At 39.3% G+C, this 22,306-nt stretch carries 23 protein-coding genes and 2 pseudogenes; 7 read left to right on the plus strand and 18 right to left on the minus strand.

From position 1 onward, the window contains the following. The first annotated feature begins 324 nt into the window (after positions 1-324). Positions 325-1,578 (plus strand): serine hydroxymethyltransferase, encoded by a 1,254-nt coding sequence (gene glyA / locus BMW42_RS01025; protein WP_092766068.1) that lies wholly within the window; start codon positions 325-327, stop codon positions 1,576-1,578. Positions 1,579-1,722: 144 nt separating this feature from the next. Next, positions 1,723-2,127 carry a nucleoside diphosphate kinase regulator gene (rnk, locus tag BMW42_RS01030; protein WP_035265705.1) on the plus strand — a complete coding sequence of 135 codons (405 nt, stop codon included), beginning with the start codon at positions 1,723-1,725 and terminating at the stop codon, positions 2,125-2,127. Positions 2,128-2,162: 35 nt separating this feature from the next. On the opposite strand, the gene BMW42_RS01035 is transcribed toward rnk, so the two are convergent. From BMW42_RS01035 to BMW42_RS01055, 5 genes are all read right to left on the minus strand, one after another. Then, positions 2,163-2,570 carry a DUF3106 domain-containing protein gene (locus BMW42_RS01035; protein WP_092766069.1) on the minus strand — a complete coding sequence of 136 codons (408 nt, stop codon included), beginning with the start codon at positions 2,568-2,570 and terminating at the stop codon, positions 2,163-2,165. Then, entirely contained in the window at positions 2,560-2,886 is a 327-nt protein-coding gene (locus BMW42_RS01040; RefSeq protein WP_092766070.1) for a hypothetical protein, read from the minus strand. The genes BMW42_RS01035 and BMW42_RS01040 overlap by 11 nt, the downstream gene beginning before the upstream one ends. Beyond that, the gene (locus BMW42_RS01045; RefSeq protein WP_171260669.1) at positions 2,876-3,496 is read right to left on the minus strand and encodes an RNA polymerase sigma factor; all 621 of its coding nucleotides are present in this window, start codon (positions 3,494-3,496) and stop codon (positions 2,876-2,878) included. Before BMW42_RS01045 ends, BMW42_RS01040 begins: the two co-directional genes overlap by 11 nt. A 160-nt stretch (positions 3,497-3,656) precedes the next feature. Beyond that, positions 3,657-4,433 (minus strand): TrmH family RNA methyltransferase, encoded by a 777-nt coding sequence (locus BMW42_RS01050; RefSeq protein ID WP_092766072.1) that lies wholly within the window; start codon positions 4,431-4,433, stop codon positions 3,657-3,659. Between the two features lie 49 nt (positions 4,434-4,482). After that, a complete protein-coding gene (locus BMW42_RS01055; RefSeq protein WP_092766073.1) occupies positions 4,483-5,457 on the minus strand; it encodes a class 1 fructose-bisphosphatase in 975 nt (324 codons plus the stop codon). A 172-nt stretch (positions 5,458-5,629) separates the two neighbouring features. Between BMW42_RS01055 and BMW42_RS01060 the strand changes: the two genes are divergently transcribed. Continuing rightward, entirely contained in the window at positions 5,630-5,815 is a 186-nt protein-coding gene (locus tag BMW42_RS01060) for an NF038105 family protein (RefSeq protein ID WP_035265716.1), read from the plus strand. A 47-nt stretch (positions 5,816-5,862) separates the two neighbouring features. On the opposite strand, the gene pal is transcribed toward BMW42_RS01060, so the two are convergent. The 6 genes from pal to ybgC form a co-directional block, all read right to left on the minus strand. Beyond that, entirely contained in the window at positions 5,863-6,435 is a 573-nt protein-coding gene (gene pal, locus BMW42_RS01065; RefSeq protein ID WP_035265718.1) for a peptidoglycan-associated lipoprotein Pal, read from the minus strand. 28 nt (positions 6,436-6,463) lie between these two features. Next, the gene (gene tolB, locus BMW42_RS01070) at positions 6,464-7,747 is read right to left on the minus strand and encodes a Tol-Pal system beta propeller repeat protein TolB (protein WP_092766074.1); all 1,284 of its coding nucleotides are present in this window, start codon (positions 7,745-7,747) and stop codon (positions 6,464-6,466) included. 137 nt (positions 7,748-7,884) lie between these two features. Next, positions 7,885-9,009 carry a cell envelope integrity protein TolA gene (gene tolA, locus BMW42_RS01075; protein ID WP_092766075.1) on the minus strand — a complete coding sequence of 375 codons (1,125 nt, stop codon included), beginning with the start codon at positions 9,007-9,009 and terminating at the stop codon, positions 7,885-7,887. Positions 9,010-9,012: 3 nt separating this feature from the next. Then, a complete protein-coding gene (gene tolR / locus BMW42_RS01080) occupies positions 9,013-9,462 on the minus strand; it encodes a protein TolR (protein WP_092766076.1) in 450 nt (149 codons plus the stop codon). After that, positions 9,463-10,161, minus strand: a complete 699-nt coding sequence (gene tolQ, locus BMW42_RS01085) for a protein TolQ (protein WP_092766077.1) — start codon at positions 10,159-10,161, stop codon at positions 9,463-9,465. It lies immediately after the preceding gene. A 23-nt stretch (positions 10,162-10,184) separates the two neighbouring features. Next, complete coding sequence (gene ybgC / locus BMW42_RS01090) at positions 10,185-10,592, minus strand: tol-pal system-associated acyl-CoA thioesterase (RefSeq protein ID WP_035265725.1); 408 nt, start codon at positions 10,590-10,592, stop codon at positions 10,185-10,187. Positions 10,593-10,854: 262 nt separating this feature from the next. Here ybgC and BMW42_RS01095 point away from each other — a divergent pair. After that, positions 10,855-12,080 (plus strand): annotated as a pseudogene (locus BMW42_RS01095) (acetamidase/formamidase family protein). 48 nt (positions 12,081-12,128) lie between these two features. On the opposite strand, the pseudogene BMW42_RS01100 reads toward BMW42_RS01095, so the two are convergent. Beyond that, positions 12,129-13,458, minus strand: a pseudogene (locus BMW42_RS01100) (amidohydrolase). Positions 13,459-13,664: 206 nt separating this feature from the next. On the opposite strand from BMW42_RS01100, the gene BMW42_RS01105 reads away from it, so the two are divergent. Beyond that, positions 13,665-14,462: a hypothetical protein gene (locus BMW42_RS01105; RefSeq protein ID WP_092766078.1), complete on the plus strand. Its 798-nt coding sequence runs from the start codon at positions 13,665-13,667 to the stop codon at positions 14,460-14,462. 15 nt (positions 14,463-14,477) lie between these two features. Here the strand turns inward: BMW42_RS01105 and ruvB are convergent, their stop codons facing one another. The 3 genes from ruvB to BMW42_RS01120 all read right to left on the minus strand — a co-directional run bounded on the left by ruvB (position 14,478) and on the right by BMW42_RS01120 (position 17,561). Further along, positions 14,478-15,485: a Holliday junction branch migration DNA helicase RuvB gene (gene ruvB / locus BMW42_RS01110; protein WP_035265728.1), complete on the minus strand. Its 1,008-nt coding sequence runs from the start codon at positions 15,483-15,485 to the stop codon at positions 14,478-14,480. Between the two features lie 11 nt (positions 15,486-15,496). After that, positions 15,497-16,099, minus strand: a complete 603-nt coding sequence (gene ruvA, locus BMW42_RS01115) for a Holliday junction branch migration protein RuvA (RefSeq protein WP_092766079.1) — start codon at positions 16,097-16,099, stop codon at positions 15,497-15,499. 121 nt (positions 16,100-16,220) lie between these two features. Continuing rightward, positions 16,221-17,561, minus strand: coding sequence for a deoxyguanosinetriphosphate triphosphohydrolase (locus BMW42_RS01120; RefSeq protein WP_092766080.1), 1,341 nt, complete (start codon positions 17,559-17,561; stop codon positions 16,221-16,223). 429 nt (positions 17,562-17,990) lie between these two features. Here BMW42_RS01120 and sohB point away from each other — a divergent pair, with 429 nt between their 5' ends. Next, positions 17,991-18,953 carry a protease SohB gene (gene sohB / locus BMW42_RS01125; protein ID WP_092766081.1) on the plus strand — a complete coding sequence of 321 codons (963 nt, stop codon included), beginning with the start codon at positions 17,991-17,993 and terminating at the stop codon, positions 18,951-18,953. Between the two features lie 53 nt (positions 18,954-19,006). Here the strand turns inward: sohB and BMW42_RS01130 are convergent, their stop codons facing one another. Beyond that, positions 19,007-19,648: a DUF2238 domain-containing protein gene (locus BMW42_RS01130; RefSeq protein WP_092766259.1), complete on the minus strand. Its 642-nt coding sequence runs from the start codon at positions 19,646-19,648 to the stop codon at positions 19,007-19,009. Between the two features lie 161 nt (positions 19,649-19,809). Between BMW42_RS01130 and BMW42_RS01135 the strand changes: the two genes are divergently transcribed. After that, positions 19,810-20,049, plus strand: coding sequence for a hypothetical protein (locus tag BMW42_RS01135; RefSeq protein WP_092766082.1), 240 nt, complete (start codon positions 19,810-19,812; stop codon positions 20,047-20,049). 74 nt (positions 20,050-20,123) lie between these two features. Here BMW42_RS01135 and purB read toward each other — a convergent pair whose 3' ends face one another. Both purB and hflD read right to left on the minus strand, forming a co-directional pair. Next, a complete protein-coding gene (purB, locus tag BMW42_RS01140; protein WP_092766083.1) occupies positions 20,124-21,512 on the minus strand; it encodes an adenylosuccinate lyase in 1,389 nt (462 codons plus the stop codon). A 55-nt stretch (positions 21,513-21,567) separates the two neighbouring features. Next, positions 21,568-22,299 carry a high frequency lysogenization protein HflD gene (gene hflD / locus BMW42_RS01145; RefSeq protein ID WP_092766084.1) on the minus strand — a complete coding sequence of 244 codons (732 nt, stop codon included), beginning with the start codon at positions 22,297-22,299 and terminating at the stop codon, positions 21,568-21,570. Between the last annotated feature and the right edge of the window lie 7 nt (positions 22,300-22,306).

The raw sequence follows: 22,306 nt of genomic DNA on the forward strand, positions 1-22,306 counted from the left end.
ATTGTATAAATTATGCTGAATTGAACGAATTATGGGAATTATTTAGATAAGGTGCTCATTTAAAGAAATTTCATTTTCTATGATATTGACGCTGCAAGTTTAGACTGTAGATTGTTAAAAATAATTTTCAAAAATGAATAAATTTAAAAAGAATAGTCATAATTCAGATATTTGTTTTTAATAGTAATAGATTGAACACACAAGAATTAATCAAATTTAATTGCAAACTGTTTAAACTTCATTCTCGAAATTTAACAAGTTCATGTTACAATACGCGCCAATCTTAGCACGGCTTAAAAGCCCTACATTAATAGGACCTCGCTAATGTTTGCCAATATCTCTATTGCTGACTTTGATCCAGAATTAGCTCAAGCTATTACGAGTGAAGATGCTCGTCAGGAAGCTCATATTGAGTTAATCGCTTCAGAAAACTATTGCTCTCCAGCAGTAATGGAAGCTCAAGGTTCAAAACTCACTAACAAATATGCAGAAGGCTACCCAGGCAAACGCTACTATGGCGGTTGTGAATATGTAGACGTGATTGAACAATTGGCAATTGACCGTGCTAAAGAACTCTTTGGTGCTGATTACGCGAACGTTCAGCCTCATGCTGGTTCTCAAGCAAACTCTGCAGTTTATCTAGCGCTTCTTAACCCAGGCGATACTGTTTTAGGTATGAGCTTAGCTCACGGTGGTCATTTGACTCACGGTGCTAAAGTTAGCTTCTCTGGTAAAACATATAATGCGATCCAATACGGTTTAAATCCAGAAACGGGTGAAATCGATTACGATGAAGTAGAGCGTTTAGCTGTAGAACACAAGCCACGTATGATTGTTGCAGGTTTCTCTGCTTATAGCCAAATCGTTGATTGGCAGCGTTTCCGTGAAATCGCGGACAAAGTAGGCGCTTATCTATTCGTTGATATGGCTCACGTTGCTGGTCTTGTTGCTGCTGGTGTTTATCCAAGCCCAGTTCAAATTGCTGACGTAACTACTACGACGACTCACAAAACACTTCGTGGCCCACGTTCTGGTTTAATCCTTGCGAAAGCAAACGAAGAGATTGAGAAAAAACTTCAATCTGCTGTATTCCCAGGTAACCAAGGTGGTCCTTTAGTTCATGCTGTAGCGGCTAAAGCAATCTGCTTCAAAGAAGCAATGGCTCCTGAATACAAAGCATATCAACAACAAGTTGTGAAAAACGCGCAAGCAATGGCTGAAGTGTTAATCGAACGCGGTTATGATGTTGTTTCAGGTGGAACTAAAAACCACTTGTTCTTGTTGTCTCTCATCAAACAAGACATTACTGGTAAAGATGCTGATGCTTGGTTAGGTGCGGCTCACATCACTGTGAACAAAAACTCTGTGCCAAACGATCCACGTTCTCCATTCGTAACTTCTGGTATCCGTATCGGTACTCCAGCTGTAACAACTCGTGGTTTCGGTGAAGCAGAAGTACGTGAACTTGCAGGTTGGATCGCGGATATCTTAGATTCTAAAGGTGATGAAACTGTCATCAACGCTGTGAAAGCTAAAGTTGAGACTGTATGCGCTAAATTCCCAGTTTACGCAAAATAATCTTCGACTTGAGAAAAGCCCCCTCAAGGGGGCTTTTTTATTGAATGTTGGAATGTCAAATCTGTCATTTTTGGATAGTTCTGATATAACTGATGTATCTATTAATTATTCAATTGTCTCTATACATTTGAATTGGAGCAGAAAATGAGCCATCCAAATATTATTATTTCTGAGCAAGATTTAAATCGTTTAGAAACCATGTTGGAACATCAGAAGCAGGTAACTCCAACGATGGAGCATTTAGAAAATGAGTTGGCTCGTGCTGAAGTCGTACAGCCTAAAGATATCCCTGCCAATGTAGTGACGATGAATGCTAGAGTACTGATAACGGTTGCACCGTCCACTGAATCTACAGAGATAGTGCTGGTATATCCCCATGACTTTAAAGGTGAAAGGGGGCAGGTTAATGTGATTGCACCTATTGGTGCAGCAATCCTAGGTTTGGCGGAAGGACAAGAAATTGAATGGCCTCAGCCTGATGGGCAAACAATGAAAGTGAAAATTGATAAAGTGCTCTATCAGCCTGAACGAGAGGGCATATATCTTTAACTAAAAAATAAAGCCTCTTGTGGAGGCTTTAAAGTTTATTGTTTCATCGTGGTTTGTTGCATATATTTATTTAAATAAGTTTCGCGTATTTCTTTGCGCTGCTCGGCAGTCGTCGCGTTCATCATTTTTTTACGCAAATCATTTCGTTCACTTGAGCTCATCTGTTGCCAAGTTTCGCGCATTTGTATTTTTTCTTGTTCAGGCAGTTTAGTAAACCAATCCATTCTTTGTTGTAGAACAACACTTTGCTCTTCAGGAATTTCTTTCAAATTTTGATAGCGTTTAATCAGTGCTTTTTGTTCATCTTCAGAAAGCGATTCCCAAGATTCATTAAGTTCAGAATTATTGTCTTTCGAGAAGATCCAAAAACGTTCATAGCCTGCAAAACTGGTTTGTAAAAAACCTAATGTGCAGAGTGCAATCGCTAAGCCTTTAGCTGCCATGAGCTGATTTATCCTCACCAAAAACAGATAACATTTCTAGATCTTCCATCATTTGCGGAGAAAGTTTAGGGGTGACAATCACTTGTTGTGGGCTTGGAGCTTCTTCCAAATCAAATGCATTTGGAAGTACCACAAATCCTGTGATCGCGGCTGCTAATGCAAAACCAGTAACTTTCCAAGTCATCAACTGAGAAAATAACGGTTTGTCTTTAATCTCATCGAGTACATGCTCCATCACGACCGCTTTATTGCGATGTTGTGATGCCAGTACATTCAATTTTTCAGTCACTTGTTTCGTAAATTCATCATGATTCATCCGATGATCCCCCGTCATTTGGGTTTAAGTGAGACAAAGCAGATCTTAAGCCCTGTATAGCTCGATGGTAATGGGTCTTTACACTGCCTTCTGAACAATTCATGATTTCGGCTGTGGTTTGTGTATCAAACCCTTCCCATGCTCTCAACATAAATGCTTGTTGTTGGCGAACAGGTAACTTAGAAATTGCATTTTGAATCTCCTCAACAGCCATCTCTTGTGCAAGAAATTGCAGCGGATTAGGTGTTGATTCATCCACAATATTGATGGTTTCGTCATCATCTTCATCGTGGTTATTTTTTTTAAATAACGAGAATGGAAAAGCCCGTCGAGATTCTTTACGACGCCAATCCTGAAGTTTGTTATTTAAAATGGTATAGAAAAGGGGATACCACTCTGCAGTGGATTTATCAGCATATGATTTATGCAAAGATATAAAAGCTTCTTGGACTAAATCCATAGCAATGCCATTGTGTCCTTGAGTTGCGCTTTCCATCATCACCAATGCACGCCCAGTGACGTCTTGCATAAAATATTTAAGACGTTGTTCAGCCGTATTCAAAAGAACACTCGAATCTTCAGGCTTGACTTTTTTTGGTGCTAAATCCATAGAGATGGAAAATCCCGTCATTGGGTACCCACCATTATTTTCTAATCGTTACTTATATAACGTCAAAACATAATGGTAGGTTGACAATCTAAGCAACTATTTTTTAGCAGTTTAATAGATTTTTTTATTTTCAGTGATTCCGTTAATATATTTTAACGAATCATATCCGTTGGCGTACCATTTCAAAGAAACAAATCGATCCGGCAACTGCAACGTTTAATGATTCTTGACCACCCGGTTGGGGAATGGTAATTGCTGAAGCATGCGCTAGGGCATATTCCGAAACGCCTTGACCTTCATTGCCCAGTACCCATACGCAAGCTTGAGTTAAGTCTTTTGCATATAAACTTTCTGATTCATGTGAGCTCGTGACATACACGGGAATTTTGAATTGATACAGCACATCTTCAAGCGCAACGTTTTCATAGGTTTTTAATGAAAAGTGCGCACCCATTCCTGCTCGTAATACGCGAGGAGACCACAAAGATGCTGAACCTTTGGTGCAAACAATTTGTTCAATACCTGCAGCCGCAGCTGAACGAAGTAATGTACCCACATTGCCTGGATCTTGAACATTTTCAAGAATTAAAGTGTCTTGAGTATAATCTAGAGCATCACGTTGAGTTGGTAAATCTACAATCGCTAAACATGCTAAGGTGGTTCCTAGCGTGCTAATGTCTTTATAGAGTGATTCACTAATAACAAACACTGAACCTGTATAGTGTTGTGCGATTTCGTCAAAATCGGCGTGTTCCATTGCTTTTTCAGTGGTAAAAATCGAATTCAATTTACGATTTTTTTCTAACCAAGCTAAGCACAAATGTGTGCCTTCTAGAACAGTTTGGCCTTGCTTTTTACGGTAACTATTTTGATCAATTAAACCACGTAAATGTTTAATTTTCGGGTTGTCTTTAGATTCTAAAAAGATAATGGCCATTCAGTTTGACTTCCATGAGAGCCTAAATCAATAGGCTCTCAATTGTAAATTATTGATGATAAGCAGTAACAAGCTCAACTTCATTTTTTGAACCAATGACGACTGGTACACGTTGGTGAAGTTCAGTTGGTTGGATTTCCATAATACGCACGCGACCTGTTGTCGAAGCACCGCCTGCTTGTTCCATGAGCATACTCATTGGATTTGCTTCATACATAAGACGTAAACGACCAGCTTTTTTAGGATCTTTGGTATCGTAAGGATATAAGAAGATCCCACTACGGCAAAGAATACGGTGGATATCACCGACCATGCAGGCAACCCAACGCATGTTAAAATCTTTTTCACGTACAGATGTTTTACCCGCTTGTAGCTCACCAATATAGCGTTGAATAGGTTCTTCCCAATGACGTTGGTTTGAAGCATTAATGGCGTATTCTTTTGTATCGACATCCACTTGGATATTTTCAGTCGTCAACAGGAATGTTTTTGACTCTGGATCAAATGTAAAGAAAACAGTACCTGCACCAACGGTTAATGCCATCATAGTTGATGGGCCATATAACACATAACCAGCTGCGACTTGTTCAGTGCCTGCTTGAAGGAAATCTTCTGCTTGTGTTACTGAATTTTTGGCAGGCAAGATAGAGAAGATGGTGCCAACACACATATTGATATCGATATTACTTGAGCCATCTAGTGGATCGAATAAAACTAAATACTTACCGTTCTCTTGTGCTGGGGTAAACTCATCGAGTTCTTCAGAAGCTAAACCGCCTACATTTTCGTTGTTTTTTAGCGCATCAATTAAATAGTCATTTGAAATAACATCTAATTTTTTTTGCGCTTCACCTTGTACGTTTTCATTACCAGCACTACCTAACACACCCGCTAAGGCACCCTTTTGCAATGCTGAATCGATGGTTTTACACGTTTCAGCAATTGTTTCAATCACATTAGAGAGTTCAGGCGTTAGATTTCCTTGTTGTTGTGCAAGATATTGTGACAAGGTGAGGTATGACATTACAAGGACGCTCCTAAAAGCTTTAAAAGAATAAAATTTGGATCTTGGGCTATTTTAGATGAGTTCAGTGCAAAATAGAAATTATCATGCGTTATTTGTGGTGATTTTGCACTTGCCAGAGTTTTAGAACATGGTATGTTGATAGGAGAATGATTTTAAAAGGAGCTTTAAAATGAGCATTCAAAAGTTTGAAGCAACTCCAACGCCAGGTGAGGCAATCGACTTAAACGAAATTAGTTCAGAGAGTTCCAAGGAAGCATGGAAACAGTACGAAGCTAAACCTGAATATAAAGAGTTTAATAAGCATGACATGATTGAGTCTATGCAAGTGCCCATGCCAGACTCGCAAAGGTCTTAAACCTGATATAAAAAAAGCGCTCGAATTGAGCGCTTTTTTTGCATTCATTAGCGAAGAAGTGGTGGCACTGCTTCATAATTGAGTTCTACACGACGGTTTTCTTTCCATGCAGCTTCATTGTTACCTGTATTAATTGGCATTTCTTTACCATAACTCACAGCTTCGAGTTGGTTTGGATTTACACCATTTGTAACCAAATAACTTTCAACTGCTTTGGCGCGTCGCTCACCCAAAGCCATATTATATTCACGCGTTCCACGTTCATCGGTATGACCAGTTAATGCGATTTTAGAGTTTGCATTTGCCAATAAAAATTGTGCATGTGCTTGGAGGGTTTGATAGTCCTCAGTAGATAGCTCACTGCTGTCATAATCAAAGTGAACAACACGTTTAGCCAAGAAAGCTTTATTGGCTTCAGTTACCCCTTTAGCAGAAGCACCCGTTAAGTTTTGAGCATTTAATGCTGCATCTTCACTGAGACCAGTCGTATTTACAGAGGTGGACGTTGATGGTGGTGTCATCGTAGTGGTATCTGTAGTTGCTGGTTTACGGCTTGCGCAACCCGTCATTACTAAACTTACAGCAATGAGTGGAAGAGCAAACGTTTTAATCGCGTTCATGTTCATCTCCTTGAAAGATTAAATTCGATTATTTAGGTGCCCAAGCAGGTTCACGAACTTCACCTTGCTCGCTAGGTAAATTCATGCGGAAGCGGCCGTCTGTAGACATAATCGATAACAATCCACGGCTGCCTTCACGTGTCGCATATACGACCATTTGACCATTTGGTGAAAAGCTTGGTGATTCATCTAAACTGGTTGGCGTTAATATGTTCGTGATCCCAGTGGAGATTTCCTGAATTGCTACCTTATAGTTGCTACCTGAAGGGCGATGTACTAAAGCAACATATTTACCATCGGCACTTAAACTTCCACGTGCGTTGAATGCTCCGCGGAAAGTCAAACGTTTTGTTGAACCATCAGCAAACGTGTAATGATAGATCTGTGCTGAACCACCACGGTCTGAGGTAAAGATAAAACCTTTACCATCTGGGGTATAGCGAGCTTCTGTATCAATTGCTGTATTATTTGTCATACGCTTCACTTGGCGCGTATTTAAATCCATTTGATAAATTTCAGGGTTGTCATGCATTGAAGCAGTGAACAACATGCTTTTACCATCAGGGGAAAAACTTGGCGCACCGTTTAAGCCACGGAAGCCAGCTAATTTTTCACGTTGTCCAGTCGCTAAATCTTGAACATAGATCGCTGGACGTTTGGTTTCGAATGAAACATAAGCGATTTTTTTGCCATCAGGCGTCCAAGCAGGGGATAAAATTGGATCGCGCGAACTCAATACAGTGCGTGGTTGTTCGCCGTCCGTATCTGCGATTTGTAAAGTGTAGCGATTATCAGGAGTCGCAGGATTTCGCAAAACATAAGCGATGCGACCACTAAAGTCACCAGGAATACCTGTTAATGCTTGGTAAATCGCATCACTGATCATATGTGCTGCAGATCGAATGCGCGATGGTGGTACAGTTAATAGTTCATTGAGCAAATATTGTTGTTTTTGGACATCATAGAGTTGGTAATGAACAGCCAATGAACCATCAGGATTGGTTTTAACTTCACCATTCACAACATAAGGTACGCCTGCAGATTGCCAAGCAGCACCATTGGCTTGATTGATGGTTGCTGTTGCAGGTAAATTTTTAGATGAACTGGTAAAGCGACCTGAACGGTTTAAATCTTGCTCTACAACAGGGTATAAGCGTTGATCACCTACGAATGGCACGATAGAAATTTTTGGTGCTTCTTCAGGTGCTTTAGCAATTTCAAGATGAAGCTGTGCATAAGAGGTCGTAATAAGAGCAGGGCTAAATGCTGCCAAAATTGCTAAACCGAGAAGATGTTTTGAGATCATTTTCATGAGAGGTCACGTACTCAAGATACTAATTTTTCGAATATTCTAGCTTTTTAGCATATAGCTCCGTACCGAATCTATATAAAGCGTGTAATTATCCGCAATTCATGAAAAAACCTTTCGACGAATCGAAAGGTTTTTTATTATTTCACGGTGAATGAAGAAGTGAAACTACGAGCTTCACGCCTTGCATCAGGATCGGATGGCATCGGATATGGTGCTGCTGCACGAACAGCCTGTTCGACACTGGCTTTGACATCTGGATCTGATGCATTGACGATGACTGAAGTCACAGAACCACTGTCAGATAATGTCACGCGTGCTGTCGCTTTTTGACCTGAAGAGCCTATTGGCATTCTCCAAGCACCTTTAATTTTTTGCTCAAAGTCTCTTTTTGCTGAAGAAGCGATGCGTTTAGATTCAGCTTTTTTGTTGGCTGCTTCTTGTCTAGCTTTTTCAGCGGCAGATTCTCGAGCTTCAGCTTCGGCACGTTCTTTGGCTTCAGCATCTGCTTTTCTTTGTGCTTCCTGACGAGCTTTCGCATCAGCCTCTTGTTTAGCTTTGGCATCAGCTGCAGCCTTAGCTTTACGATCAGCATCTTGTTTTGCTTTGACTTCAGCAGCAGCTTTAGCTTTCCGGTCGGCTTCTTGTTTGGCTTTAGCATCGGCCTCCGCCTTAGCTTTACGATCAGCATCTTGTTTTGCTTTGACTTCAGCAGCAGCTTTAGCTTTCCGGTCGGCTTCTTGTTTGGCTTTAGCATCGGCCTCCGCCTTAGCTTTCCGATCAGCTTCTTGCTTAGCTTTGGCTTGAGTTGCCTCAGCTTTAGCTTTACGATTCGCTTCTTGAGTTGCTTGATGTTGTGCTTCAGCCGCTGCTTTACGTTCGGCTTCTTGTTGAGCTTTAACCGCAGCCGCTTGCTCAGCTTTAAGGTCGGATTTTGGCTCTTCAACTTTTGGTTGAGCTGGAGGAGGTACAGCAGGTGCAACAGGAATCACTGGTGCATTTTGAATCGGCTCATTGGTCTGTTGAACATTTTCTTGAACGTTCTGGTGCGCTGTATCTGAATGATCAGATTCAACCAATGGCGTGGGTTCAGGTGGTACTAGATCCTCAGGTTTCACTAAAACTGTTTTAACAGTTTTAGTTGGCTCAGGAGGTTGAGTCAATCCAAGAAACAATAAGCCTGTGATCGCAATCACATGGACCGCAACAGTGAATCCGATTGCAATTTTCTTTTCTTTTGAAAAGCGAGAGTTAGATTCTTTCATAGCTTATTGAATCGGTTTGGTCAGCAAGCCAACTTGATTGATCCCTGCATCTTGTAAGTTAGACATGAGCGTCATCACCTCACCATAAGGTCGAGTGTTATGACCATTAATGACGACACTAAATTGTTTATTCTCACGTTCAGCAGTTTGTTGTGCATCACGGAGTGTCTGTTGTAATTCCTGCAAGCTCAGTGGACTTGGTTGGCTACCCTTGTATTCTAAAAAGTATTGTCCTTGTTGATCTAAAGTCACCATAGCTGGTGCATCCTTAGATTCAATCGGTACACTGTTTGCTTCAGGTAAATCAACTTTTATGCCACTTGTGATCATTGGTGCAGTCACCATAAAAATCACCAAAAGTACTAACATGACGTCAATATAAGGAACTACATTCATGTCACTGTTAAGTGGCTTTTTAATGCGTTGGAAACGCCCTGAGCGACGAACGGCCATTTATTCAGCTTCCTGTGTAGAACCCACAGAACGACGTTGTAAAAGCGCCACCATTTCTTCAGCAAACAAGGAACGATCTGAGTAAATTTCTTCACTTTTGGCCGTATAGTGGTTGAATGCAAGTACTGCAGGAATCGCAGCAAATAAACCAATAGCAGTCGCAATGAGGGCTTCCGCGATACCTGGTGCGACAGTTGCTAGCGTCACTTGATCGACTTGGGCTAAGCCGATAAAAGCATTCATAATGCCCCAAACTGTACCAAATAAACCAACATAGGGCGCAACTGAACCAATACTGGCAAGTGCACTGAGGCCTTGTTCCATACGGCTCTGATCTCGGCTTAAACCCACCCCAAGAATACGCTCTGTGCCATCAATGACTTGTGCTGTTTCAGCTTTGGTTTTTTTAAGTTTGAGAAACTCTGCAAAACCAAGATAAAAAACATCTTCCAAGCCTTCACGCTTAGAGTTGAGTTGAGCATTGTTATATAAAGTGTTGAGTTCTGCACCAGACCAAAAAATCTTCTGAAAATGATCATCACCTTGGCGAGCTTTCTTAAACGTCATATGTAACTTGGCAATAAGGTACCAGCTAAAGAGTGAAGCTAGTACCAACACCAGCATGACCAGTTGTACGACTGGACTCGCTTGAAGAATTAAATCTGTGACGTGAAGTGAAGATTCGAGTTGTGTTGCCATAGTTACATGTGCCAATCATATTTTTATGCGTGGGCTAATTCTTTTTCGATTAGATCACGGATTTCATTTGGAATTCTCAGCGGTTTCATTTCAGCGCTAATACACGCCAATTCTACTTCCCCTGAAGCTAGCATGATTTCACCACGATAAATATTTTGTTGCAATACAAAAGACGTTGCTTTACACGAAACTACACTTGCTGTAACAGTAATTAAGTCATCCATTAATATTGGACGTGAATATTTAAGCGCTAATTTATGCACGACAAAGTTGTAATCTTTTTGATGCCAGTAATGTGAAATCCCTGAAGCACGTAACCATTCTGTACGTGCGCGTTCCATAAAGCGAATATGATTGGCATGATAAACAATGCCTCCTGCATCTGTATCTTCAATATACACTCGGATTTGAAATTCAAATTTGTTCGCCATACAGGTGTTCCATTACTTTAAATAGTCCAGTGTTTTGCAACATTCTTGACAAAGAATGCGAAACGCTGATTTATACAATGTTTGAAAGGCTTGAAGTTTAGCACTCCATTTTTACAGACCAATGGCACAAGATTTCAAAAATAGCTGTAGATTGGGCGAAATATTTTAAAATGAAAATGTAGATCTAATTGAATTTTAATCATGTTTGGCATAGGGATTGCTTAAATAAATTCACATGAAATTTATAGTTGGATTTGAGTGCATGTTAAAAAAGTTAGCTTTATCGATTTCGATTGCTACATCAATATTAAGTTTTTCGACTTTTAGTTCGGCTGAAGATTTTAAAATTTTAAAACAGATTTAAAGCAAGCTAACTTTACTAAAAAAAAGGGAATATACTGGACACTATTATATTCCAAGTACACTCAATACTATTCAATGGGGTTATCTACCGATAAAGATGCTAAGCCAGTTTTAACGGTTCCATCGGGGAGTCATGTGACTTTTGATACAGTGTCACATGAAGGTTTATTAGAGGATCAAGGGCGTGATGCTGAAAAATACTTTACATCTAAAGGTGTTAAAAAAGAGCACATTTTAGATGAAGCGAAATTGATCACTCGCTCTAATTTAAAGCATGATTTCCATAAAGATGACCCACACATTATCACTGGTCCGATCTACGTTGAAGGTGCAATGCTGGGAGACGTGCTTAAAGTTGAAATATTGAAAATAGAACCACGTGTTCCTTATGGTGTTATTTCGAACCGCCATGGTAAAGGTACATTGCCTGAATTCCCTAAACGACAAAAACATGATCATGCTTCGCCAGAAAATCCAGATACTTATGGCAATGTTTCAGTATTTACACCCATTGCTCAAAATAAAGAGGGTGTATGGGAGGGGGTGATTCAAACAGAATCTGGTAAAGCGATTCGTTTTCCATTAAATCCGTTTATGGAAACAATGGGTGTTGCACCAAATACCAGCGAACCTGTTCACTCAGTTCCACCCTCTTTTTATGGTGGAAATATTGATATTAATGATTTAACTGCTGGGGCAACCGCTTATTATCCTGTTCAAGTTCCAGGTGCATTATTCTACGCAGGTGATAGTCATTTCGTTCAAGGCGATGGTGAGGTTGCATTAACTGCTTTAGAAGGTTCAGCGCGTGCAACGTTTAAAATTAGTGTGTTAAAAGCGGGTAAAGATCATATTCCAGGTAATCAACTTTCTCAGCCATTAGGTGAAAATGATCAATTTTGGATTACACCTGGCTTAGATGAAGATTTGGATGAAGCAATGCGTAAATCTACGCGTGAAGCAATCAATTTCTTAGTAAATGAATATGGCATAAGTGAAGAAATTGCATATGCTTATCTCAGCGCTGCGACTGATTTTGAAGTTTCTCAAGTTGTAGATAAAACAAAAGGCATCCATGCGATGATTCGTAAAGCAGATTTCAAAGAATTCATCGAGCAGAAATAAATTTTTCAAATAAAAAATCCTCCATCAAGGAGGATTTTTTTATGATGCTTAAGATTTGTTATTCCAATCTTGTTGAACTTGTTGTGCAATAGTCGGATAGTCCATCACAAAACGAATGTGGCTTTCAACGCCAGTTTTTTAATGTCGCATCATCTACAATAAATTGAGGGTTATGATTGGGTGTAGCCTTACTCATCTCTTGATCTTGAGGTGTTGCACCAATGAAAATGAACAATGAAGGCATAAGTTGACCATAATAGGCAAAGTCTTCACTTGCACTCGCATTGTTCTCGAGCACATGTAATTTATCTTCACCGTGAACTTTCGCAAGTGATGGCGCGATGAGTTGAGTTAGCGTTTTGTCGTTCGTGGTGACGGGGGCATAAGCGGCAATTTCTACTTTGGCTTTTACGTCATTTGCATGAGCATTATGTTCGATCAATTTCGGTAAATCCTTGAGAATATTCTGGCGGACCTCTTCATTATTTGATCGAATCGTGCCAACCATATTGACTTGCTCTGGTATCACATTTCCTACCGTTCCACCTTGGATACTACCAATACTGATTGCCCCCATACCTTTGGTTAAATCTGCACGACGGCTGATCAAACTCTGCATATTACTAATCATTTTGGGATCGCGTCCAAGCCATGGCATAGAACCATGAACTTGTTTTCCACTGACCTGAATGCGCAAATGATCTGCACTGTTTAAAATAGTGCCATCTTTATAAAAAATATGACCACTTGGCATACCCGCCATAACATGCATACCGAAGATCACTTCAGGCTTAGGATTTTTTAAAGCCCCATCTGCAATCATCTTACGTGAACCAATTTGATCGCCATGGCTAAAGTTATCAATATCTGCTCCACCTTCTTCAGCTGGTTGGAAGACAAACACAACAGTACCTGCAATTTTATCTTTATTTTCCGAAAGCACTTTTGCAGCGCCGAGTAACATTGCTGTGTGAGCATCATGTCCACAGGCATGCATCACTGGCGTTTCTTTACCTTGATAGGTTGCCTTTGCTTTACTCGCAAAAGAAAGTCCTGTTTTTTCCTCGATAGGTAATGCATCCATATCTGCACGTAATGCCATCACTGGGCCAGGTTTTGCACCTTTAAGAATTCCGATTACACCTGTTTTGGCATAGCCTGTGCGGACTTCAATTCCATATTTTTTTAATTCTTTTTGAACCAGAGCCGAGGTTTTAAATTCCATATTGCCGAGTTCGGGATGTTGGTGAATGTGCTGTCTTAATTTGATGGTATGTTGTTCAACCGCGTTCACACCGTCATCAACCCAATCTGCAAAACTCAAGGTTGAAGAAAGGGACAAGATAGTACAAGCAGAAATTAGCCTAAGTGATATCATGAACTCAATGTCCTAAAAATCCTAAAGTTTTATGAGCTTCTCATTCACTTCTGATGGTTGCAAAACTTAACAGGTATATCGAAATACATGAAAAGTATAGTGACCATGAAGCATTGATTTTTAATGCTTTATCCATAGATTTAAAGTTGTTATTATTTGTAAACTATTCATTTTAAATAATTATTTTAATAGTTGTGGGGGAGTTAATGAGTGTTGAAGAAGAACTAAAGCATAATCAAGATGTCATGATTCAACTGCCGTGGACTGTTCCACAGCAGCCGTTATTAATGACACAAATTCAGGTTGACCCTGAAACAAAGAAAATTCCACTCGATATAAAACATTCAACTGATACGACAGCGATTTGGATTACTGGATTATCATTTATCGTGACAGCATTCATTGTATATATGTCCACAAAGCAACAGATAAAAGCGAACAGAGAGTTAATAGAGAGTCAAAAAGATCATTTTGAAAAAGAATTAGTATTTAAAAACAAACAAGTTATAACTCAAAATTTTATTCAATATGCTTCGAAATTCATTAGTGGACAAGCAAATCTTATTATAAAACTAAGAGACTTTGGGGTATTTTACGGTTCTATTAGTGAAAAGGAAAAATTGGATCGAACTACACATGTGGGGCAGATATATCAAGAGTTAAGAGATATCTCAAATCAAGTTTTACAAGATTATCATGTCTTAGAGTTATTTTTATTGAATAAAGGACGTTCAATCACCAATTTAGAAGTAAAAAATAGACTGTTTTTTAACTTATTATGGAGATATTTAGAAATTTTATTAGATGAGCCTAAATCAGAGTCATGGTTGAAAAAAGAGGACATAACACTTAGTGATCTGTTAGAACATAGGGAATTTCAAAATATAGGAAGTGAGCTTAAAAAGAATTTAGGTGAAGATAATATTACAATTTACTTGCTGCTAAATGAGTTAAGTAGACAGATTAGCAAATTAATTAAAGCCGAATTAAAAAAAGCAGCCTAAGCTGCTTTTTATAAATCACTTCTCTTTCGGTTCAGGTGGTGTCATCCCAAACTGCAAATACGCCTGATTTGTTGCAATACGACCACGTGCGGTACGCATCACATAACCTTGCTGAATCAAGTAAGGTTCAATCACATCTTCCAGCGTGCCTGAATCTTCTGCCATTGCCGCTGCTAGAGCTTCAACACCTGCAGGACCACCATCAAAACGTTCTAATAACATGGATAAATAACGGCGGTCGAGTGTATCTAAACCATCCTTGTCCACATTCAACATATCAAGCGCACGTTGCGCCATTTCTTGTGTGACCTCACCTGTACCTTTCACTTGAGCATAGTCACGTACACGACGCAGTAAACGGTTTGCGATACGAGGCGTACCACGAGAACGACGAGCCACTTCCTTCGAACCAGCTTCAGTGATTGGAACATCCATCAGATTTGCAGAACGAGTCACGATATGGGTCAAATCTTCAACTGAATAAAACTCTAATCGCTGGACGATACCAAAACGATCTCGAAGCGGAGAGGTCAATAAACCGGCACGAGTAGTCGCAGCGACTAAAGTGAATGGCGGTAAATCTAACTTAATTGAACGCGCAGCAGGGCCTTCACCAATCATAATATCCAGTTGGTAATCTTCCATTGCAGGATAAAGGATTTCCTCGATCACTGGAGAGAGACGGTGAATCTCATCAATAAATAAAACGTCACCTTCTTCTAAGTTAGTGAGCATTGCTGCCAAATCACCAGCGCGCTCTAACACAGGACCTGAGGTGGATTTGAGATTGCCACCCATTTCACGCGCGATAATATTGGCAAGTGTGGTTTTACCTAAACCCGGAGGACCAAAAATCAAGGTATGGTCTAAAGCTTCACCACGTCCACGAGCTGCACCAATGAAAATTTCCATCTGCTCACGCACAACAGGCTGACCAATATAATCATCTAATGATGTTGGTCGAATGGCACGATCAAAATGATCTTCTGGTTTTTCAGAACCACTGATAATACGGTCTTGCATAATATGAGATCTTATTTATTCATCGATTTTAAAGCAGCACGGATAATATCGGATGCCTCAGTGAAGTCACTTTTAACGGTATTGACTAACTTTTGTGCTTCTAGTGGCTTGTAACCTAATGACTGTAAAGCAGCTTCAGCCTCAGCGACAGCAGAGTTACCCGTAAACTGAATTTGCGCTGTTGTAGAGTTTGATGTAGATGGCTGAGCTGCAAGCGCTTTAAAGCGATCTCGAAGTTCAATCATCAAACGCTCTGCAGTCTTTTTACCAACACCTGGAACTTTGACTAAAGTGTTTACATCTTCATGTTCAACGGTATGAATGAGCATGTCTACGCTGAGTGTTGAGAGAATACCCAATGCCATTTTGGGACCAACGCCGTTCACTTTAAGTAAAGTGCGGAAAATACTTTTTTCTTGTGCGTTGGAAAATCCATACAGTAATTGGGCATCTTCACGTACAGCCAAATGCGTCCACAATGTGACTTTTTGTCCTTTCTGTAATTGGCAAAATGTTGAAAGAGGTGTATCAACCTCATAGCCAACACCATTTACATTCAATAAAACTGTTGGTGCTTCTAAAGCAAGCACTTCACCAATAAGACATCCAATCATTCAATTATTTCACTTATTTGTCGATGTTAAATTCACTATGTCAGCATAGTAGTGTTCATTGCTTCAGAACGCAAAATCAAAAAACACTTTATGCTCTTTTCCTGAACACTAAATTTAAGTTTTATAAAAATCCAACTTTATTCCCTTGAAGTTCCTGTGCCAAATGATAAGCCTGATGATCTGAAAATTTTGAGATCACATCTAAGACTTGCATGATATTGTCATAGTGATCATCACTAAAACGAACACCTAAGCCTGAGATAATAGACAGTAAACGTCCTTCCTTAAAGTTATGAATTTTATTGGGTGTCGTAAGCGGAATAAATGCATCTAGTATGTGCTGTAAGCTTTGATGTGCAATGATTTCTAAACCAGATTTTTGAGGGTGCTCAAAGATTTTCTCCCGCGCTAAATTCTTTGCACAATCAATTCCTGCTTCGATATCGGGCGAGCAATATTGGAGCAAACTACCTTTAAGCTGTCCTGACAAAATTTCAAAATGATGTTTAGCAAAAGCGGAAGTGACTTCATCAACCAAGCGTTTCATCACACGACCACGTAATGCTGCAATCTTTTGTTGCCACGTGGTGTATGGCATTGCAAGTTCAGCAGGTGTGCCATAGTCACCGAGCAGATTTAAAAAAATAGGTTCGACTTGCTCATAGCTGAGCATGTTAAGAATAATGCCATCTTCTAAATCGATCAGGGCATAACAAATATCATCCGCAGCTTCGAGTAAATAGGTGAGTGGATGGCGACAGAAATGATATTCATCATATTGTATAAGACCTAATTGGTGACCAATTTGTTGCAAAATTTCTTTTTCAGATTGATAGCAACCAAATTTAGCTCGTTTACTGGCAGGCGTATTTCCCTGAGAGTCGATGGTTTTAGAAAGCCATGGGTACTTTAAGTAAGCTCCTAAGGTTGCGTAAGTGAGGCGCATTCCACCGTCATTAGGGTGATAGTCAATTTTCGTGAGTAGACGAAGACCTTGAGCATTGCCCTCAAACTGGCGAACATCGGCCTGCTGTTCAGGGGTTAAACTCGATAAAAAATCGCCATGTGATGCATCATCAAACCATTCTCGAATCGCATATTCACCTGCATGACCAAAAGGGGGATTACCAATATCGTGTGCAAGACAAGCTGCTTGAATAATTGCACCGACATCTGCAGGAGAGATCCACATAGGTAACACATCACGAATTTTTTCAGCTGCCAGCATTCCCAAAGAGCGTCCGATGCAAGAAACTTCAAGGGAATGTGTTAGACGCGTGTGAATGCCATCATGTTGAGTCAGGGGGTGAACTTGAGTTTTACGGTTAAGTTGCCTAAAACTCTGAGAAAAAATAATACGATCGTAATCTTTATGGAAGGGGCTACGTGCTTGTTCTGTATTTTGTTTTGAACTACCAAATCGAACTGTTGATAACAGTTCCAGCCAACGCATTTGAGTCATTTATCATTATTCATCATTACTGTATGGAACCATCATGCCAAAAAAATAGTGAAAAATATATGCTGACACGACATAATTTGGCGCATTGAAAATGCATTTCAGAAAAGTTTAAGAAGTAAAATAATTATTATTAAAGCATTGATTTTTAATATTATTTTTTAGTATATTTCAAGTTTTTTCAATCTCAAATCATTATAAGACTCTCTAATTGATTATAAAGATAGATATCAAGCATGAGATGATGCGTGGATGCTCATCGGTTCGATAATTTTTTATCGAGATAGTATGCATAATGTATCTACTTTTTATGCTGATTGTTGATCAAATTGATCCTATGATTGGCAGAACATTTCAATAAAGCTATTGAAATTTGTCTATTTTGACCTCATGTTATCCTCATAAAGATGAATTATAGAGATGTGAATTTATATGTTATTTCATTTGCCGAAACTTCCTGCCGAAATTCGAGTCACTCACTTAAATGCGCGTATTAATGAACAACGAAAAAAAATTGCGCAAAGTACTGCATCTAAACTTGAACTTCTGCAGTTGTCTCAGCAGTTTTCAAAAGAAGCACGTACGCGTAAAAAGAATAATCAGAAAGTATATGTAATTGATTTTAAAGGTGACATGGCAGCTTCAGCTGTAGAGAATCTTCGTGAAGAAATTACTTTAATTTTGGCGACTGCTAAAGCAGGGCGTGATCGTGTCGTAGTTCGTTTGGAAAGTCCAGGTGGGATGGTACATGGTTATGGACTTGCGGCTGCTCAACTGGTGCGTCTGCGCGATGCTGGTTTTCATCTAACCATTTGTGTTGATAAAGTCGCAGCAAGTGGTGGATACATGATGGCATGTATCGGTAACGAAATTATTTCTGCTCCATTTGCAGTGATTGGTTCAATTGGCGTTGTTGCTCAAGTGCCTAATTTTAATCGTTTACTCAAAGAACATAATGTTGATTTTGAGCTTTATACTGCGGGTCAATATAAACGTACCGTGACCATGTTTGGCGAAAATACGGAAGAGGGTAAAGCAAAGTTTGAAGAAGAGTTGCAACAAACGCATGCATTGTTCAAGCATTTTGTTGAAAAATATCGTCCACAGTTAAATGTTGAAAAAGTAGCAACAGGTGAACATTGGTACGGTCAAGATTCATTAGATTTGAATTTGGTTGATAAGCTTCAAACCTCGGATGAGTATTTATTAAGTTTATTGACAGTACATGATGTTTACTTAATTCAAACTCGCCGTAAACCTACCTTAGGTGAGAAATTAGGACTGCAAGCGGCACAAATCGCGGACAGTTTGATTCCTGCTGTGATGAATAAAGTTATGGACACTTTAGTCAAAACTAATGCGAACTTAGTGCAACTACGTGATCCTAAACTTTAAATTTGATGAAATAAAAAAAGCCAATCTAATGATTGGTTTTTTTTTATGATTTATCATTTGTATGTTCGAGAGTCTAATTTTCGATATAACATCACTATTCCTGTGATCATGGACCCAAGTGTTGCGAACAACATATCTTTATGGGCATCCCAAATATCACCTTGTTGACCATTATAATTTTCTGCTGCCTCAGGGGAAAGATTAATTGCAATCAACCATTCAATCCATTCGTAAATGAGACTGGTGACCATGACAAACTGAACAACAATAAGAAAAAGTACTCGTTCAGATAACTGGGGTAAATAGAATTGAATGATCCTATGGAAAAAAGGATAGAGAAGTAGACCATAGGTAAAATGGACCAAGCGATCATACATATTTCGCTCCCAACCCATCTGTGCATTTAAATCTATGCCGAAGTTGTGCATCAACCATTCATTATAGGGAACATACGAATATAAATAGTGTGCCCCAAGAATATGAATGATCAGAAATCCAATATAGAGAGAAAATGCGATAAAACTCAAACCAACTTTCTTTTGTATATAGATCAAAAACACCAGCATTAAAGCTGTGCCAAGTTGATGTAAGCTATAAGAAGCATATTCAAGAGGCTTTATACTTGCCAAGATCAGCACCATTATGAAAATGAAGAATACGAGGTGGTGTTTAGGAGTAAATTTTTTGTAGTGCATTTTGTTATATGTTGATTTGATTAATTTCTTCATATGATTGTAATGGATCAATCCTGAGAATAAGCTGCAGATCGCATTATTTTTATAAATAGTTGTTTATATCAATAGCTCATTGCAATCAGGATGATCAGTTAGAATATGATTTAGTTTGAGTTTTTATTATGACGGTTTCAGCTGCTTTTCTTGCACAGCAAAATGCATATTTTCATTATGAGTTTGAAGAGCTTACTTTGGATGACTTTCCTGAAGAGATCTCAGTATCACTCCGAGGAATGATGTTTAGGCATGACATTCAATATGCTCAAGTGACTCATTATATTTACTATAGCGATGTTTTAACTGGTGATGAATTAGAAAAGCTCAGAACTGACTTTATACGTTACTGTCCTGATGAAGCATGATTTTTATTGAAACATTTGATGAGTCTCATACAAAAAAAGCGAAGCCTAAGCTTCGCTTTTTTATTCAATACTATTTAGATTTTAGCAATCAAATCTTTAATTTGTTTCGCTTGCTCAGCAGCATTACCTGTATAAGATGCAGGTGTCATTTCAGCAAGACGCGCACGATCTGCTGCAGGAACAGCTTCTAATTCGTTACCATTCACAAAATTCACCATCATTTCGCGAGTCATTGCTTGACCACGAGTAAGGGCTTTAAGTTTTTCGTATGGTTTTTCAACGTTATAACGACGCATTACTGTTTGAATTGGTTCAGCAAGAACTTCTTGAGCGTTGTCTAAGTCTTCAAGAATACGGTCGGCATTCAATTCAAGTTTGCCCACACCTTTCAAGCAAGCTTCAAATGCGATCAAGCTTTGTGCAAAACCAACGCCCATGTTACGAAGAACAGTAGAGTCAGTTAAGTCACGCTGCCAGCGAGAAATTGGAAGCTTTTCACCAAGGTGAGCAAGGACTGCATTAGCAATACCCAAGTTACCTTCAGAGTTTTCAAAGTCGATTGGGTTCACTTTGTGTGGCATTGTTGAAGAACCAACTTCACCTTCTTTTAATTTTTGTTTGAAGAAACCAAGAGAGATATAACCCCAAACATCACGGTTGAAATCGATAAGGATTGTGTTAAAACGGCGAAGCGCATCAAACAATTCAGCCATGTAGTCGTGTGGCTCAATTTGAGTTGTATACGGGTTAAACGTGAGACCTAAAGATTCAACAAATGCTTGCGAGTGAGCAGGCCAGTTAATTTCAGGGTAAGCAGAAAGGTGAGCATTATAGTTACCTACTGCACCATTGATTTTACCTAGAAGCTCAACATTGTTGAATTGTTTGATTTGGCGTGCAAGACGGTATGCCACGTTTGCCATTTCTTTCCCCAATGTTGTTGGGCTTGCAGTTTGACCATGTGTACGAGACAACATTGGTTGATCAGCGTGTTTTTCTGCAAGTGCAACAATTGAGTCCACGATTTGTTGCATAGACGTAGCTAGTACTTCACGACCGCTTTTCAGCATGAGTGCATGAGACAAGTTGTTGATGTCTTCAGATGTACAAGCAAAGTGAATGAATTCACCCGCATTTTTAAGTTCATCAATGTTTGCAATTTTCTCTTTTAAGAAATATTCAACCGCTTTTACATCGTGGTTGGTTGTGCGTTCGATTTCTTTGATACGGTTAGCATCGTCTTCAGAGAAATTTGCAACGATTGCATCTAAAGCTGCATTTGTTTCGTTAGAAAAAGCTGGCACTTCAGTAATTTCTGGGCGATTTGCAAGTGCTTGTAACCAGCGCACTTCAACAGTCACACGAGCATGGATTAAACCAAACTCAGAGAGGAAAGGGCGCAAAGCATCACATTTGCTTGCATAGCGACCATCTAATGGAGAAAGTGCGGTTAAAGCGTTCATAGCAATTCCTTAAACTTTGGAATGAAACGTAAAACAGAACTCGATATACATCAGGTTAAACCACCTGAAACTGTAAACGAGCGAGATCTTGAATATCTTTCAGTAACTTGCGTTTGGTGAAGATCATGCTCCATGAACTTCCACCTGACTGACGCCATAAATGCGCCATCTGTAAACCTGTAAACAATGAAGCACGAATACGATTGGTGTGCGAAGAATCCTTAAAAGCTTCTGCATTGCCTTTCACCATAATGCGAGGATTAATCTGTCCTGCAGTTTCGACATAGGTTTGAGCAAGGTTTGCAAGAATACTTGGATGTAGATAATTATGATCAAAAAAGGAGAGTTGTTTTAGTATTTTTTCTTGTGATTTTTCAATAATTTCAACGAATTTTGGGTTGCTATATACTTTCTTTTCTAAATGTAATAATGCCATCGCATAGGACATTGGAAGTTTTGCATTGGCAAATTTAGGTATTCTTGATTTTGGTGCAGTATTGAATGGTTGGGTGATGCTACTTTCTAAAGTTTTCAATCCCAGAGAAATATCTGCAAGCTGGTTAAAAAAATCTAAGGTTTGACAATTCTTATTGGAAGTAGGGCGAATATTTAAACTCGCCTTAATTAATTGTTCTAAATAGAAGTTACCGTTTTCACCAATATTTTGTCGACCTGCAATGGCTGTCATATGTGTCAGCTGAGTCGATTGAAATACTGCTGCCAAAGCCAAAGCTCTGTTTTGACGATCATTCAGAGTCTGAAGCTGCTGGAACGGTAACTCTGTCATGCCTGAA

The sequence above is a fragment of the Acinetobacter sp. DSM 11652 genome, from assembly GCF_900109815.1.
GTDB lineage: Bacteria > Pseudomonadota > Gammaproteobacteria > Pseudomonadales > Moraxellaceae > Acinetobacter.

Bases quoted from the DNA above. Each gene is read 5' to 3' on its own strand.
- BMW42_RS01035 (WP_092766069.1), bottom strand. From the start codon at position 2,570: ATGGCAGCTAAAGGCTTAGCGATTGCACTCTGCACATTAGGTTTTTTA.
- BMW42_RS01055 (WP_092766073.1), bottom strand. From the start codon at position 5,457: ATGTCATACCTCACCTTGTCACAATATCTTGCACAACAACAAGGAAAT.
- tolB (WP_092766074.1), bottom strand. From the start codon at position 7,747: ATGAAAATGATCTCAAAACATCTTCTCGGTTTAGCAATTTTGGCAGCA.
- pal (WP_035265718.1), bottom strand. From the start codon at position 6,435: ATGAACGCGATTAAAACGTTTGCTCTTCCACTCATTGCTGTAAGTTTA.
- BMW42_RS01120 (WP_092766080.1), bottom strand. From the start codon at position 17,561: ATGACTCAAATGCGTTGGCTGGAACTGTTATCAACAGTTCGATTTGGT.
- purB (WP_092766083.1), bottom strand. From the start codon at position 21,512: ATGAACGCTTTAACCGCACTTTCTCCATTAGATGGTCGCTATGCAAGC.
- BMW42_RS01040 (WP_092766070.1), bottom strand. From the start codon at position 2,886: ATGAATCATGATGAATTTACGAAACAAGTGACTGAAAAATTGAATGTA.
- ybgC (WP_035265725.1), bottom strand. From the start codon at position 10,592: ATGGCGAACAAATTTGAATTTCAAATCCGAGTGTATATTGAAGATACA.
- ruvB (WP_035265728.1), bottom strand. From the start codon at position 15,485: ATGCAAGACCGTATTATCAGTGGTTCTGAAAAACCAGAAGATCATTTT.
- BMW42_RS01135 (WP_092766082.1), top strand. From the start codon at position 19,810: ATGACGGTTTCAGCTGCTTTTCTTGCACAGCAAAATGCATATTTTCAT.
- BMW42_RS01050 (WP_092766072.1), bottom strand. From the start codon at position 4,433: ATGGCCATTATCTTTTTAGAATCTAAAGACAACCCGAAAATTAAACAT.
- rnk (WP_035265705.1), top strand. From the start codon at position 1,723: ATGAGCCATCCAAATATTATTATTTCTGAGCAAGATTTAAATCGTTTA.
- BMW42_RS01105 (WP_092766078.1), top strand. From the start codon at position 13,665: ATGAGTGTTGAAGAAGAACTAAAGCATAATCAAGATGTCATGATTCAA.
- hflD (WP_092766084.1), bottom strand. From the start codon at position 22,299: ATGACAGAGTTACCGTTCCAGCAGCTTCAGACTCTGAATGATCGTCAA.
- ruvA (WP_092766079.1), bottom strand. From the start codon at position 16,099: ATGATTGGATGTCTTATTGGTGAAGTGCTTGCTTTAGAAGCACCAACA.
- tolQ (WP_092766077.1), bottom strand. From the start codon at position 10,161: ATGGCAACACAACTCGAATCTTCACTTCACGTCACAGATTTAATTCTT.
- tolA (WP_092766075.1), bottom strand. From the start codon at position 9,009: ATGAAAGAATCTAACTCTCGCTTTTCAAAAGAAAAGAAAATTGCAATC.
- glyA (WP_092766068.1), top strand. From the start codon at position 325: ATGTTTGCCAATATCTCTATTGCTGACTTTGATCCAGAATTAGCTCAA.
- BMW42_RS01045 (WP_171260669.1), bottom strand. From the start codon at position 3,496: ATGGATTTAGCACCAAAAAAAGTCAAGCCTGAAGATTCGAGTGTTCTT.
- sohB (WP_092766081.1), top strand. From the start codon at position 17,991: ATGTTATTTCATTTGCCGAAACTTCCTGCCGAAATTCGAGTCACTCAC.
- BMW42_RS01130 (WP_092766259.1), bottom strand. From the start codon at position 19,648: ATGCACTACAAAAAATTTACTCCTAAACACCACCTCGTATTCTTCATT.
- tolR (WP_092766076.1), bottom strand. From the start codon at position 9,462: ATGGCCGTTCGTCGCTCAGGGCGTTTCCAACGCATTAAAAAGCCACTT.
- BMW42_RS01060 (WP_035265716.1), top strand. From the start codon at position 5,630: ATGAGCATTCAAAAGTTTGAAGCAACTCCAACGCCAGGTGAGGCAATC.